Genomic DNA, 15,732 nt, shown 5'->3' with positions numbered 1-15,732 from the left:
AATGAAAATTTATAAGTGGATTGATAAATTAAACCAAAATAACAACCGTAAAATTATTTCAAAATATAATCATGGGGTTATTTCTGGCAAATCAGCATATTTCTATCTAAATCCAAAGTTTTATCCAAAATATTTATTAAGGCTTTTGCTGGTTTTAGCATCAGCTATCACGTTTCATAAAAAAGCTTATAAGGCATTTTATACGCTTGTATTTAAAAAATATTCTCCCATTTACCCTTCTAAAGGTTTAAATATCGCACATAATAAACTATTTGATATATGCGGTACTCTTTTTGGTTATAGGTATTTCATTCCAGAAACGATATTACCACTTCTTCCCGAAGAAAAAATTCTAAAAAAACAGATTAAGTTTATTGCGAATGATATCCCCCGCATAAGTATTGTAATACCCGTTTTTAACAATTTATCATACACCTATAATTGTTTGCTTTCACTATCAAACAATGCTCCTTCTTCTTTATCTTATGAGGTAATTATTGTTGATGATTGCTCATCTGATGGGACAGAAAAGTTTTTTAAATCGAATTCATCTGGAATAAAATATATTCGTAACAAAGCGAACAGCGGTTTTCTCATATCATCAAACAATGGGGCAAGGCAGGCAAAAGGCGAATATGTATGTTTCCTGAACAATGATACACAGGTAAATATCAATTGGCTTGAAAATTTATTGATACCATTTAATGATGAGCAGATTGGAGTCGTGGGAAGTAAGCTTATCTATGCGAATGGATTCCTTCAAGAGGCTGGAGGGCTTGTTTTTTCGGATGCAAATGCGGCAAATTATGGCAATAATCAAGATCCAACACATCCAAGTTATAATTTCATTAGAGAAGTAGATTACTGCTCGGGTGCAAGCATATTGATTAGAAATGTAGATCTACAAAAATTAGATTATTTTGATCTACGCTACATTCCGGCATATTATGAAGATACTGATCTGTGTTTATCTGTTAAACATATCCTTGATAAAAAAGTAATCTATCAGCCATTATCGCAGCTGATCCATTTTGAAGGAATAAGTTCAGGCAGGGATATCGAGAAACATCCAATAAAAAGGTTTCAGGTAGTAAACAAAGAAAAGTTTGCTCAAAAATGGCATAATCAACTCCCTAATTATCCATATCAAAACAGTATATTATCATCTTTAACAAAGCATAAAAAAAATAAAACAATTCTTATCATTGATGACACCATACCAGAACCTGATAAAGATTCAGGATCGGTTAGACTTGTGCACATCATTAAAATACTCATATCCTTAAAGCATCATATAGTTTTCGTACCAAATGACGGACTTAAAAAAAATATGTACTTTGAACAGTTAACAAATATGGGGGTAGAAATCCTATACCGTTTCCCAAATCGGAAAAGCATGATTAAGCTTTTACTAAATAAGTTAGATACCATAGATGTTGCCTGGATTTGTAAACCACAGAACAACAAAGAATTTGAATTCTTATTTAATCATAATCCCAAAATTAAGTGGATTTATGATACCATTGATTTACATTTTTTGCGGGAAGAACGTGAAGCAGAATTACTTAATAATACTGAACTAAAACAAAGTGCAAATAAAACCAAAGAACAAGAACTGGCATTTGCCAAAGCTGCAGACATCACAATCGCCATTACAAATGATGAAAAAGAGCTATTGGAAAATTATGGAATAGCAAAAACAACAGTAATCCCAAATATCCATATCAGCCAAGAAAATAACAATGCTATTCCATTTGAAGAAAGGTCAGGTATAATTTTTATCGGTGGTTATGCGCATAAACCTAACATTGATGCTGTTAAGTATCTTTCAAGAGAAATCATGCCCTTAGTTTGGGCTAAAAATCCTACCATCAAGTTAACATTGCTCGGAAGCAACCCTAACAATGAAGTAATGGAATTAGCTTCTGAAAAAATTCATGTAACCGGATATTTGGAAGATGTATCTGATTACTTTAACAATAGCCGTGTATTTGCCGCTCCATTAAGGTTTGGAGCTGGCATGAAAGGAAAAATTGGTCAAAGCCTGAGCTACGCTTTGCCGGTAGTTACCTCATCAATAGGCGCTGAGGGTATTGGATTAATTTCCGAACAGGACTACTTGCTTGCTGCAACTGCGAATGAATTTGCAAACCAGATTTTAAAGCTTTACGAAAATAGGGCCCTTTGGGAGCGGATATCTAATAACGCTAAAAAACTTATAAAAAGTTATCACCCAGATCATATTCGACCTATTATAGATTCTATCTTGTCCTAACTAGCTTATATAAAAATTTTAAATACTTAAAAGCTCCTATTTGATTTTGTAGATAATAAGTCTTCAAAATATTTTTGCGTTCTTGCACCGTGAAATTTCTATTCTGTATGATTTCTCGTAAAAAACGTTTAAGGGATAATGATTCGCTTTTAGCCGCTTCCTCTTTTTCATAACCTTGATAATCAATTGGAAGAATTTCGCAGTATTTATGCTGAACTTTAATAAGTTGTTTTAACCATTCATCATTAAAATTTCCATCAGAGGCATGTGAGAGAAGGATATCATAACTAACTAATACCTCATAATGCTGTCCAACGGCCAGTGAGTAATCAATATCATACCCATGAAAACCAGACAATAAATGATTATCAAATTTAATTTCCTGGGCAATTTTCTTTGTTGTACAAAACCAAACGCCATCGATACAAGTTACTTTACTTATATTTTCTTTTCGTGGGTTAAAATATTCGTATTTTTCTGCTTTGATTTTATAACGGGAGCCTTGAATGATATTTAGCCTCCAGCTTGCAGTGCCAAATTCATGTGGAGGAAACCAACCAGAGGGTACAATAGATCTATAAGTGCTACCAGCAACGCCTAATAGTCCTACTTTATTTTCACGAAAAATATTTACAACAGTTTTACCCCAATCATGAGTTTTTAGCTTAATATCCTCGTGTAAAAAGCACAATAACGGGTATTTAGCCAGTTCTACGCCTTCATTATATACTTCGCAAATCCCTTTATTCGAGTTCAGATTATCAATTGCAATAATTTCATGTTCTACCCCAATGGTTGCTGTAATATTTTGACTAACAGCTTTAAGCAACATTTTATCAATAGAACAAATTATTACACTAATCATAAATTAACATTTTTTACACTTATGAAACAAGAAAGATATACAAATAAATATTTCAAATTTCGTAAAATTGCACCAAATGACTACAAAAAACACTGTTAAAAATTACGATTTTATCGATACGATGAGGTTTATAGCTATGATAGGAATTGTAATGGAACATAGTTCTCCTTTCTTAGGCTTAAAATTAAATACACTTCACGAGCAAATTATTCAAACAGTTTCTTTGCAGTTCATAAAATTCGGAACCATTGTATTTTTTATACTTGCAGGATTTCTAATCGGAGATAAATTTAATCAGTATACTACAAAGCAATATTTAGGCAGAAGATTGAACACAACCTTTAAGCCCTGGATATTTTGGGTAACCATTTTTATGGTACTCTTTTATATTGATCAGGGTGTACGTTATTTAAAACATTCTGATGCCTTGGGTTTTACACACCCACTGGAGTATATATTTGATAGAATCCATTTTATTATTGTTCAGACAAGCTTTTGGTTTATTATCAATTTTATGCTATGTATTACCATTTTACTGGTTTTTAGAAAATACATGTATAATTTAATGTTCGGTGCAATTCTAGGGTTGCTATCCCTTTTCTATTCCGTGAATCTGTACTATGATTGGATCCCAACAGGGCATACAACGGCTCTACTGGGGTTTGTATTTTATTTATGGCTGGGTGTTATTTTACATAAATATTTTGATCAATACAACGAATGGATAACTAAACAGCCCTTTTGGTTACTATTTGGCGCTACGCTGATAACCTTTATCATATCATGTGCCGAAACTATTAATCTGATCCATTTAGGATCTAATGATTCTGGAAATACTTTAAGATTTTCAAATATTATTTTTTCTCTAGTATCGTTCCTAGTTCTTTACAAATACTGCAACTTCGAGGCTATCGAAAAACTGAAACCAAGATCAATGACCTTTGGAATCCACTTACTTCACCATATCCTTATCATTATATTTCTTCCGATGATTTTGCGGCCCTTGAAAATTGTGTACGCCAATGAAAGCGTTTGGAACCTGTTCTTCCTACAATTTGCAATCTTTATTTTAATTTATGCTTCAACCTATACAATAGTTTATTACATAGGAAGATCTAAAAAATGGAAATGGACAGTAGGCCAATAATTCTTACATTCAACCCAATACAAAATTATAAACTATCAATTATTCGAAATTTATTATCATTCAGATATAATAAAAAGAGTATCGTAACTAAAATCGGAAAAATCATCATGATACATAATTTGTTTTCCTATTAAAAAAAGATTAAATGAAAAAGGGATAGATGTTCAAATTGAACATCTATCCCTTTTAGTTTAACGTAAAACTTCCTTAAAATTTAATTTCGCAAGTGTTTTGAAAAATAGACTTATGATAAAGTTTCTTCAAACAACTAAAAAGCAATGTTTTATTGTGCGGGAAAGGCATAAAAAGCCACTCCTTCATTTGTCCATTCATTCTGTGGATATGGCCTACCTGGATCTGGCCCTAAAAAATGTGACCTTCTTGACCTGTGATGATAATATCGATAAATTGGAACGGTACCTGGTTGTTGTGTCGCATAAGCATAAAATTTAATTCCACCGAAGTGCCAATATGGGTCACTAGACAAATTGGCATTCCGATCCCAAAGACAATCATTCGTTGTCGGAGCCCAATACTCGTAAACAGGAACTGTACCAGTCGCTTGCACTTTAAATGCAGAAAAATAAGTTTGCTTATATTGCCAGCTTCCGTCACGTAGATATGGAATATTATCAATATTAAATTCATACCTCCAGACATTTAAACCCTGACTATAATAAACCCCAACTGGAGAAGGAGTATATTTTTCAGGTACAAGAATCATCTGTCTATCAATAATATATTTTTCAACGGCAGCTTTTACCTCTTGTTTCTTAACCGGATCACTTACTAAATCTTCTAATGATAGTAAACCATCCTGCCCAATATTAATCAAAGCTGCGTTATCTCTAGTGCACGAACTTTGCCAATTAGCAATATTTATTTTGAGAGTACTATTATCTAATGCTATCTCCCCGATTAGACTTTTACTTCCATCACCTCCAACTGAATTATAATATAGTCTTTGGTTAAAATTAGAATTAGCATCCACACTATTTGTCGTAATATCTGCAGAGACGTTAAAAATTTTACCTACACTAAGACTTGCACCAGCTGTTGCTGCTTCTTCTCTTTTACTATTGTTCGTTTGAGCTTCGTAATTCATATCTAAGCGAGCTCCAAGTTCAATATCAGTTAATACATGTGTTCCATAACGTTCAACCAAAGCTGTAGCAGATAATGATACTAGATCAGATTTAAACTGATCGGTTAAATAATTATTTATAAGATTTTCTTTGGTAAAATATATCTTCATGCTTCTTTGTTTAATCATTTTTCGCACACTAGCGTAAACGTATTTGGCATAAGCACTGTCTTTCTTAGCAAAAGAGGCATTTAACTCCGTTTTAAATAATTTTGCCACTTTAAGAAAATTTAAATCTAAACCTAGGTGATATTTTTGAGTTAATTTTTTAGAATAACTCTCCACATTTTCACCATATGAATATTCAAAATAGTCGTTGACGTCGTCATTTAGACTAAAAAGTGCCGGATTTTCACTAATATATTTATCAATATTCAATACAGATAATTTGGCTGATTGTGCATTCGCTAATCTTCCTGTTACATCGTAACCATATCCCAAAACATGATAGATCGGATGTCCAGTAAAGGCAAAATTGTGGTGATTATTAGCTAACCCCTTTTCTTCTGCAAGTTCATTCTTCTTGCAACTGCTAAATGCAGCGGTAACCACGCACAGCAGGTAAATAATTTTTAATTTGTAATTGTTTTTCATTAGTATTTATTTGTTATTTTTTTACAAAACTACCGACAAGAAAAATTAATTATGACAAGGCAGGGTTATCAATTATGATAATAAATTGTAATAGAATTAAACAGATAAATTGATAATACAGTGCATAAAATATCCTGATTTATAACTAAAAGAATTTACGTTATTTCCCTAAAACGAAAAGCTTGTTAAAACATCCGGGTCTGGACCTTATGAATAAACAATTCACGATTTTTGCTTTGGTTTAAGAAAGAATAAAAGTGATGGGTAAAAAAAGGACCTCAACTAATTATTGAGACCCTTGTAATAATTTGACTGGTCAATAAAAAATCTGTGTTATGCTTTTCTAATGCACCAATTTGTCTTTTTAATAATGACATTTTAAGCTAATCTAGCTTTAGTTTGGAAAAGCATAAAATGCAATACCATCATTCGTCCAATCAGCATTAAAAGGCTTATTATTTGAACTATAATAATGATCGCGACCAACAAGAACGGAACGATTAAATGGTAGTTTTTGAAAGCGAGACTTTATAAATGAATATACAGGTACAGTTCCCGTTACATTTGTTGTATATGCATAAAATAATATCCCATCTTGGTTGTATCCTCCCCATCCTGGGTTCGGATCAGCCCAAAGTATACGGTCATTTAATTGTCCATTATAATGTTGATAAATAGGAACAGCATTATTATAAGGAGTTGAATAGGCTTTAAATGGCTGACCATTTGGGTGCCAAGCATCACTTATATATTGAAGGTGCATATTAGAATTTATGTTATACGCGTGCTTGTCTAAGCTAGGAGTATAAAACTCATAAATCTCCTGAGGAGCTAGCTTTATTTGCTTATCAGCGATATGTTTTTTAATTGCGATTTTAACCTGCTCTTTCTTCACCGGGTCGCTAATAAATTCATCAAGAGGTACAGATTTGTTAATATCAATTAATGATGCATTATTAACATTAATACTTTGCTGCCAACTAATAAGATTGATGTTTGTAGAAGTATTTCCTAATGCATCACCTGAAAAACTGGTTCCAGAATTATTACCACCGTAGAATGTACCTCTAAACAATTTCTCTGTCGTCTCATTTGAAATTGTTGTTTTTTCTTCTTTGTTTACATCTGCACTTAGATCAACACTGAATATTTTCGCTATGCCAATAGAGAATCCTGCTTTTATTGCGCGAACTTTTCGGTCAAATGTAGTTTCCTTAACGATAGCTCCTTTATAGTCATATCTCAAACGACCTCCTATGTCAATACCTAGGAGCACATGTGTTCCGTATCTATCAACCAATTGTTCTGGACTGTAATTAGCCAAATTAGCGAGAAATAATGGTGTTAAATAATTTCTTAATAAATCCACAGTAGCGTCCCCTGTAAAATCAATAGTTTTTATCCTATACCATGACTCATAAGTTGCATAGGAATATTTACCATTGTATGTATAGATATTTTGATTTTCGTTTGTTTTAGAAAAATTTGCCGTACCATAAAGTGAGTCTCCTTTCGAGTCTCCGCCTGTTCCGGTACCACCAAAAGTTCTCTTGTTATTAACATCTTTTATGTAATCATAGGCATTAGCACCATAATACACTTCGTAATCCCCTTTTGAATCTGTAGGTGTAACAATTCTACCTGGATAATCTATGTTAAATCTATCTATATCAATTATAGATACATCAGAAGCGCTCTCTCTTTCGAATAACTCGCCGGTCACATCATAACCATGCCCCAACAAATCCCACTTACCGTCGCCAGCAATTGCTAAATTTTTATGATTCCCTATAAGTCCTTTCTCTTCTGCAAGTCCATTTTTCTTGCAACTGCCAAATGCCGCTGTAATCACACACAGCAAGCAAATAGCCTTTAATTTGTAATTGTTTTTCATGTAAGTATTTGTTATTTTTTTACAAAACTACCGACAAGAAAAATTAATTATGGTAAGGCAGGGTTATCAATATAAATTTTTAAATACTTTTGTGTATTATTAATTCTAATAATATAATAATACTTACAGTTAATAATCAAAACAAGCTCATTTGAAACTAATGTTTCAACTTCAACCTATTTTCGATAATCCCAATAGAATCCATACTGTTAACTAATACAGGGGCTGTATTTGATCTCTGCTTTAAAACACTGCCGCTTTTTTTAGGTTGAACTTGAATCTTTCTATCAATTAAGGCGATTGTAGCCTTTAAACATGGTTCTTCTGGATCACCTAATATCGGATTGTCAGGCATAATAATATTCAAATCAGGTTCCATACCATTAAAGTAATCAGACCATCCTTGCGCATTTTTAATAAGGAAACTGCTCAGGTAAACACTATACTGATCAATATTAACAGCGAAGAAACCAACCGGTTTTCCATAAGTCTTTTCGCCTATTAACTTCACGTTGAAATAAGGTTTTAAACAGCTGATCAATAATTCGCTAGCCGATGCCGTCCGTGTAGATACGATTATATACACATCTTGTATTGATTCAAGATTTCCCTTTTTATTGAATTTATATGTATTCCCACTTTCTGTATAATCAACATCGGCCAGTGTTGCCAGGCGTCCATTATACATAATAGTTTTTCCATTCTCATCCAGGTAGGGCTGGTGACGCAGAATTGTTGCCCTACCATTTTGGAGCGTTGGATTAAATTGCTCTGAATACATTATTTTGCCATTTAATGTCCTGGGAGCGATTAGATTAGCAACATACTCTGCTGTTTCAACATAACCGCCGCCATTAGAACGTAAATCTAAAATCAGATATTTAGGTTTATCTATGGCTATTTCATCAAAAACCTGATTTAAGTTAGATTTAGTATTGCTTAAAGATGGGAATGAACCTAAGGCTACGTAAGCAATCACCTTGTCGTCTAAATGAATAAGGCGTTTAGCCAACACAGCTTCTCCGTTGATTTGCCCGGCCCGATTCCCTCCGTCGGTAGTCCTTCCTATCTGGAGGTAGGAGTACTTTGGTAAGTTATTGTAAGTTGAAAGCTCAAATGGCTTACCCGTTACCTGATTAAGTTTAAATTGGGAGATATCGAAAAGTTCATTTCTAAATGCACTTATTTCGGATTGGGCATTGCTGTATTTTTCTCTTGGTTTAAAAGTGCTGTAACCGGGCAAAACATCGTTCCACAAATAAATCTGTTTCGCATACAAAAAAATAGAATCAAGCGTAAATTCAATTCGTGTACCTGTAGTTGGTGAAACAACTTCTTCCTCATTCATGCCGATCGGCTTGTCTTTTTTACAGCCGGTATAAGCCACTATCAGAAATAAAAAGAGAATACCTTTTATGGATTTATCATACGTACAGCCTTTATTATAGATTTTCAATTTTTAAAGCTAAAGTTTAATTAAAATACACCGATACTTTTAGTTATTATTTGTTTTTGAACAATTTAAAACCTACGCAAATAAACTGATTTTATTTACTACTTTTGACAATTCCTTATTATCATTATTTACATTATTAAATTTACAATAAGTAAATAGTAAAAATACATAGCCGTTAACGTTTCTTGATATGTTAGATATAGGGGTTACCTTAAGAAGGTACAGAGATAAGTATAGCTATACACAGCAATACGCCGCTGATGTAATTGGGATAAGCAGGGTTGCTTATCGAAAATGGGAAAACAATGAGGTGGATTTTTCGCTTTCACAACTTGGTAAAATAGCCGACCTTTACGAAATTTCCATTCAGGATATTATCATGCAATCAGGCTTCAAAAAAGCTAAAGTAGTTTCCCAAAAACATAAAGCACGCCAATATTTTTGAGGCGGTATTTATTAACTTCTCATTACCAAGCTATAATCTAATTTAAGATATAAACTCAAAATTATTCGATAATTCTGAGATTAAAATTCATAGATATAAAAAAAGTGACCCTTTTGAGGTCACTTTAAATCATATTTCTTAAACTAATTAAAGTTTTCTTGCTACTTCAACCTGTTCATAAGCTTCTACAATATCGCCTACTTCGATGTTGTTAAAGTTCTGGATATTTAAACCACACTCGTAACCTTTCGATACTTCTTTCACATCATCCTTATAGCGTTTTAAAGATGCCAACTCACCTGTATATACTACAACACCATCTCTAACGATACGGATTTTGCTGTTACGGGTAATTTTACCATCCAATACCATACAACCTGCAATGGTACCCACTTTAGTGATTTTGAATGTTTCGCGGATCTCCACGTTAGCCACAATTTTTTCTTCAAATTCCGGATCCAACATACCTTCCATTGCTGATTTGATCTCGTTGATCGCATCGTAGATGATAGAATATAAGCGGATATCAATCTGCTCAGCTTCTGCCAGTTTACGTGCACCTGTTGATGGACGAACCTGGAAACCGATAATAATCGCATCTGAAGCCGAAGCCAGCAACACATCAGATTCAGAAATCTGACCAACACCTTTACTGATGATATTGATCTGGATCTGCTCTGTAGATAGTTTCAGTAATGAATCTGACAATGCCTCAATTGAACCATCCACATCACCTTTAACAATGATATTAAGCTCTTTAAAGTTACCGATGGCCAAACGACGACCAATCTCATCCAAAGTAATGTGTTTCTGTGTACGTAAGCCCTGCTCGCGTTGTAACTGCATCCGTTTGTTTGCAATATCACGTGCTTCGGGTTCACTTTCCAGAGCATTAAATCGATCACCTGCTGTAGGCGCACCCTGCATACCCAAAACCTGTACCGGCTGTGATGGACCAGCAGATTCTACTTTGGCACCACGCTCATTGGTTAATGCCTTAACACGTCCGCTGTAACTACCCGCCAAGATCGGATCACCAACTTTTAAGGTACCACCCTGAACCAATACTGTAGTTACAATACCACGTCCTTTATCTAATGCCGATTCGATTACTGTACCTGTAGCACGTTTATTCGGATTGGCTTTCAGTTCTAATAACTCAGCTTCTAATAATACTTTATCTAAAAGCAAATCAACATTTAAGCCGCTTTTGCTTGAGATTTCCTGTGATTGGTATTTACCACCCCAATCTTCAACCAGGATATTCATTACAGACAATTGCTCACGTACTTTATCTGCATTGGCCCCTGGTTTATCTACTTTAGTGAAAGCAAATACCAATGGTACGCCTGCTGCCTGTGCGTGATTAATGGCCTCTTTTGTTTGAGGCATCACTGCATCATCGGCCGCAATAACAATAATGGCAATATCTGCTGCTTTGGCACCACGTGCACGCATCGCCGTAAAGGCTTCGTGACCTGGAGTATCTAAGAAAGTTACTTTTTTACCAGTTGGCGTGGTTACCATGTAAGCACCAATGTGCTGGGTAATACCACCTGCCTCACCAGCTACCACATTTGCCTTACGAATATAATCCAGCAATGAAGTTTTACCGTGATCGACGTGACCCATAATCGTAACAACCGGAGCTCTTTCGATTAAATCTGCCTCGTTATCTTCCTCTTCAATTACGTTTTCCTCATCTTCATCAGGTTTAACGAATTGAATTTCGTAGCCAAACTCATCGGCAACGATGGTTAAGGTTTCAGCATCTAAACGTTGATTGATGGAAACAAACATACCCAGGCTCATACAGGTACCAATAATTTTGGTAACCGGTACGTCCATCATGTTTGCTAACTCATTTGCGGTAACAAATTCTGTTACTTTTAATATTTTCGATTGCGATTCAAGCTCATTTGCGGCTTCTTCTGCATTATAAGCAACATCATCACGTTTCTGACGACGTAATTTAGCACGTTGTGCAAATTTACCCGATTTACCTGCACCACTTAAACGGGCAAGTGTTGCCTTAATCTGATCTTGAATTTCTTTCTCAGTAGGTTCTTCTTTAGGTCCGCTTGGTGTAGCATTTCTGTTTTGGAAACCCGGTCTGTTATTGTTGTTATTTCTATTTCCTTGATAAGGAGTTCCACCTTGTCCGGCAGGCCTGTTACCTTGATATGGCGTGCCGCTAGCTGGCCTGTTACCCTGGTAAGGTTGACGAGGCTGACCTGGTGCACCGCCCTGACCTGCAGGATTGTGCTGACCCTGACCACCTTGCTGGCCTGGTTGACCAGGAGCTCCTGGAGTTTTCTTGCGTTTACGCTTACGTTTAGCAGCTTCGCTATCGCTAGATGACGCTACTGGACCATTTCTTCTGTCCGGTGTTGTTGGTAAAACAATTTTACCAATAATATTCGGACCTGTTAATTTAACGGTACGTGCTTTAATGACCTCAGGTTCGTTGCTTACCGGCTTTGTTTCAGCTGGTTTCTCTTCGGCCTTAGGCTGTTCAACTGGTTTTACAGGCTCTGGTGCTTTCACCACTGGTGTTTCTGCTACTGGCACTGGTGCAACAGGAGTTTCTTCCTTTTTAACCTCAACTGGTTTTTCTTCCGTTTTAGGCTGTTCCACTGCTTTTACAGGCTCTGGTGTTTTAACTACTGTTGGTTCTACAACAGGCGCTGGCGCAGCAGGAGTTTCTTCTTTTTTAGCTGGGCGCGTTTTCGGATTAAGATCATTTAAATCGATCTTGCCCACAACTTTAACCCCAGGTAATCCGGTTTCTTCAGCCTTATTTTCTTTTACTGGTTCTACTGCTGCCGCAGGTGCTGGTGTTGGCGCTTCTTCCTTAGGTGTTTCTACAGCCTTTGGTTTTTCTACCGGAGGGGTAAATGATTGAGTATTTTTAATTAAAATCTCTTCATTCTTCTCAAAATCGGCATTTTTCTTCGGCGCTTCTACTGGCTTTTCAGTTTCAGGCTCGTCGCGACGTATTTTACCAATCACTATTTGTTTGGCTTCTTCTCTTACGATCTTATCTCCCTGATACTCTTTTAATAAGGCATTATACATCTCTCCCGTAAGTTTAAACATAGGGCTTTTCTCGGCAGAGAATCCCTTTTTGTTTAAAAACTCAACGGCCGTACCCATGCCTATATTAAGTTCTTTAATAGCTTTAATTAAAATGATTGGTTTGTCGTCTGACATTTAGCTCCTGTTATTTTTATAATAATACAAAAGTAGTGTTTATTTGGCAATTACACCACTTATTCAAATTCTGACTGTAAAATCTGAACCACTTCTTTAATGGTCTCTTCTTCTAAGTCGGTGCGTTTTACCAAATCTTCCACTGTAAGTGCCAAAACACTCTTAGCAGTATCGCACCCGATAGCCTTTAATTCATCGATAATCCAGCTATCAATCTCATCTGAGAATTCTTCCAAATCCACATCCTCGTCGCTTTCTTCACCTGCTTCACGGTATACATCAATTTCGTAACCGGTTAATTTACCAGCTAGTTTAATGTTATGTCCGCCACGTCCAATGGCCAATGAAACCTGATCTGGTTTTAAGTAAACCGATGCGTGTTTAGTTTCATCATCCAATTTAATAGAAGTGATTTTAGCCGGGCTCAAAGCACGGGTAATATATAATGAGATATTATTAGTGAAGTTAATCACATCAATATTTTCGTTTTTCAACTCCCTAACGATTCCGTGAATACGTGATCCTTTCATACCCACACATGCTCCAACCGGATCTATACGGTCATCGTAAGATTCAACTGCAACTTTAGCACGTTCTCCTGGTTCACGAACAATTTTCTTAATGGTAATTAAACCGTCGAAAATTTCCGGAACTTCCTGTTCGAACAGGCGTTGTAAAAATTCTGGTGCCGTTCTCGAAATAATAATCTTCGGGTTAGCATTGATCATTTCTACTTTAGAGATTACTGCTCTTACAGAATCGCCTTTTTTGAAATAATCAGCAGGAATCTGCTCGGTTTTAGGCATTAAAAGTTCGTTACCTTCATCATCTAAAACCAAAGTTTCTTTCTTCCAAACCTGATAAACCTCGCCGGTTACAATTTCACCAACGCGATCTTTATATTTTTTGAAAATTTCATCCTTTTCTAATTCCAATACTTTAGAAACAAGTGTTTGGCGTGCGGCTAAAATCGCTCTGCGACCGAAGCTTTCCAGCGTGATCTGTTCAATATAGTCATCACCAACTTCTAAAGTTGGGTCAAGTTTGTGTACATCAGCAAGTTCGATCTCTAAATCATCATCCTCAGAAAATCCATCTTCCATCACTTTTCTCGTTCTCCAGATCTCCAAATCCCCATTATCAGGATTCACAATCACATCACAGTTTTCGTCTGTTCCGTATTTTTTACGCAACATGCTACGAAAAACTTCTTCCAGCACACTGATCACTGTTGGGCGATCTATATTTTTGAAATCTTTAAACTCTTGAAAAGAGTCGATCAAATTAATTGTTGTAGTACTCATTCTTACTTAAATGAAATTAACACACTTGTTTCTAATATATCATTAAACGGAACATCTGTTTGTTTTGCTACCGCTTTTTTCCCTTTTTCTTTAACCGATTCTTCAATCAGCAGATTATCCTCTGTAACCGCCAGCAGTTTTCCTTCCTTTTTTAATCCTTCTTTCAACTTAATGCTTACCGTACGACCAACATTTTTATTGTACTGACGGATTAATTTTAAAGGCTCGCCAACACCCGGCGAAGAAACTTCTAAATTATAAGCCTGTTCTATTGTATTTTCCTCTTCGAGATGAAAACCAACATGCCTGCTTATGGCTACACAATCCTGTATGCTAATACCTTCGTCGCCATCAACATGAATAATCAATTTATTGTTTGGCAACATTTTCACTTCAACCAAAAACAGTTCTGGCCGATCTGCAATTTTTTCCTCTACGAGGGCTGCAACTCTCTTTTCTACCTGCATATTTTAACCTGATTTCATAGAAAAAGGGGACATTGTCCCCTTCTCTTTTCTTCGATTACGATGCAAATGTAGTAATTTTTTATAAAAAATCAAACACCGGCACTAATTATTATGCTGATTATTACCGTTTAAGTGTTTGTTGCTGTGCTTTTAAATTCTGATTACCCTTACCCAGAATCAGATCTCCAACGGTTGCAAATTTTACGCCAATGTAACTTTCTACCAGATATTCTTTACCCCTTAGAAAAGGCTGATCGGGACTAAATACAAGTGAATCGCCTTTTATTTCAATCTTTCCAGGCACCTCCTGCTCATCCTGAATACTATCCTTATCACCTGGCTTTATCAAAACAGACATCATGTTAATTGTATCTGCTTTGTTGTGATAAGCATTTTTAACCTGCAAGAGACTTGCTTCATCAATATTTTTAATGATGATTGAAGTACTATCTCTTGAAAACTTAATGACAGGTTTATTGTTTCTATTCGAACATGAAAATGCGGATATGGAAACCCAAACGATAACCGAACATGTAAAATAGCGTTTAAACATTTACAAAAATAACAATTATGAGATTTATTATCGAAATCCTGTTAACAGGACTAGCATTTTTTATAGGCGCAAAACTGGTGCCGGGCGTCAGTATTGACGGCTTCGGAAATGCAATTATTGCTTCTGTGCTTATTGCGCTTGCAAATGCAACAATCGGATTCATCCTAAGGCTACTAACTTTCCCAATCAATTTTCTAACCTTAGGATTAGTATCATTTATCATCACCGTGTTAATGATTTTACTGGTTGATAATATGATGACTTCTTTTAACACTTCAGGCTTTATCGCTGCAGCATTTCTAGCGATAGTTGTTGCTTTGATTAAAGCGATATTTAGTGCGGTTGCCGGAGAGAAAGAATAAGTTGGAAGTTTTG

The 15,732-nt window shown here is 35.5% G+C and carries 12 protein-coding genes; 4 read left to right on the top strand and 8 right to left on the bottom strand.

The window, feature by feature from the left end; translation table 11 throughout:
• The first annotated feature begins 1 nt into the window (after nt 1).
• Nucleotides 2-2,275 (top strand): glycosyltransferase, encoded by a 2,274-nt coding sequence (locus tag BLR60_RS20605; protein WP_090503353.1) that lies wholly within the window; start codon nt 2-4, stop codon nt 2,273-2,275.
• Here BLR60_RS20605 and BLR60_RS20600 read toward each other — a convergent pair.
• A complete protein-coding gene (locus tag BLR60_RS20600; RefSeq protein WP_090503351.1) occupies nt 2,262-3,140 on the bottom strand; it encodes a glycosyltransferase in 879 nt (292 codons plus the stop codon). The genes BLR60_RS20605 and BLR60_RS20600 overlap by 14 nt on opposite strands.
• Before the next feature lie 76 nt (nt 3,141-3,216).
• Between BLR60_RS20600 and BLR60_RS20595 the strand changes: the two genes are divergently transcribed.
• Nucleotides 3,217-4,287, top strand: coding sequence for an acyltransferase family protein (locus BLR60_RS20595; protein ID WP_090503348.1), 1,071 nt, complete (start codon nt 3,217-3,219; stop codon nt 4,285-4,287).
• 283 nt (nt 4,288-4,570) lie between these two features.
• On the opposite strand, the gene BLR60_RS20590 is transcribed toward BLR60_RS20595, so the two are convergent.
• The 3 genes from BLR60_RS20590 to BLR60_RS20580 form a co-directional block, all read right to left on the bottom strand.
• Entirely contained in the window at nt 4,571-6,025 is a 1,455-nt protein-coding gene (locus BLR60_RS20590) for an MAC/perforin domain-containing protein (RefSeq protein ID WP_090503345.1), read from the bottom strand.
• A 394-nt stretch (nt 6,026-6,419) separates the two neighbouring features.
• On the bottom strand, nt 6,420-7,919 hold the full coding sequence (locus tag BLR60_RS20585; protein ID WP_090503343.1) for an MAC/perforin domain-containing protein: 1,500 nt from the start codon (nt 7,917-7,919) through the stop codon (nt 6,420-6,422).
• Nucleotides 7,920-8,076: 157 nt separating this feature from the next.
• The gene (locus BLR60_RS20580; RefSeq protein WP_090503341.1) at nt 8,077-9,375 is read right to left on the bottom strand and encodes a S41 family peptidase; all 1,299 of its coding nucleotides are present in this window, start codon (nt 9,373-9,375) and stop codon (nt 8,077-8,079) included.
• A 190-nt stretch (nt 9,376-9,565) separates the two neighbouring features.
• Between BLR60_RS20580 and BLR60_RS20575 the strand changes: the two genes are divergently transcribed.
• Nucleotides 9,566-9,820 carry a helix-turn-helix transcriptional regulator gene (locus tag BLR60_RS20575; RefSeq protein ID WP_090503337.1) on the top strand — a complete coding sequence of 85 codons (255 nt, stop codon included), beginning with the start codon at nt 9,566-9,568 and terminating at the stop codon, nt 9,818-9,820.
• A 147-nt stretch (nt 9,821-9,967) separates the two neighbouring features.
• Here the strand turns inward: BLR60_RS20575 and infB are convergent, their stop codons facing one another.
• From infB to BLR60_RS20555, 4 genes are all read right to left on the bottom strand, one after another.
• Nucleotides 9,968-13,033 (bottom strand): translation initiation factor IF-2, encoded by a 3,066-nt coding sequence (infB, locus tag BLR60_RS20570; protein WP_090503334.1) that lies wholly within the window; start codon nt 13,031-13,033, stop codon nt 9,968-9,970.
• 59 nt (nt 13,034-13,092) lie between these two features.
• Entirely contained in the window at nt 13,093-14,337 is a 1,245-nt protein-coding gene (gene nusA, locus BLR60_RS20565; RefSeq protein WP_090503332.1) for a transcription termination factor NusA, read from the bottom strand.
• Nucleotides 14,338-14,339: 2 nt separating this feature from the next.
• Complete coding sequence (rimP, locus tag BLR60_RS20560; RefSeq protein WP_090503329.1) at nt 14,340-14,804, bottom strand: ribosome assembly cofactor RimP; 465 nt, start codon at nt 14,802-14,804, stop codon at nt 14,340-14,342.
• A gap of 121 nt (nt 14,805-14,925) precedes the next feature.
• The gene (locus BLR60_RS20555) at nt 14,926-15,357 is read right to left on the bottom strand and encodes a hypothetical protein (RefSeq protein ID WP_090503326.1); all 432 of its coding nucleotides are present in this window, start codon (nt 15,355-15,357) and stop codon (nt 14,926-14,928) included.
• A gap of 17 nt (nt 15,358-15,374) precedes the next feature.
• Between BLR60_RS20555 and BLR60_RS20550 the strand changes: the two genes are divergently transcribed.
• A complete protein-coding gene (locus BLR60_RS20550) occupies nt 15,375-15,719 on the top strand; it encodes a phage holin family protein (protein WP_090503323.1) in 345 nt (114 codons plus the stop codon).
• Nucleotides 15,720-15,732: the final 13 nt, after the last annotated feature.

The sequence above is a fragment of the Pedobacter terrae genome, assembly GCF_900100705.1.
GTDB classification, from domain to species: Bacteria; Bacteroidota; Bacteroidia; order Sphingobacteriales; family Sphingobacteriaceae; genus Pedobacter; species Pedobacter terrae.
This window is presented reverse-complemented; position numbering and strand designations above follow the sequence as displayed.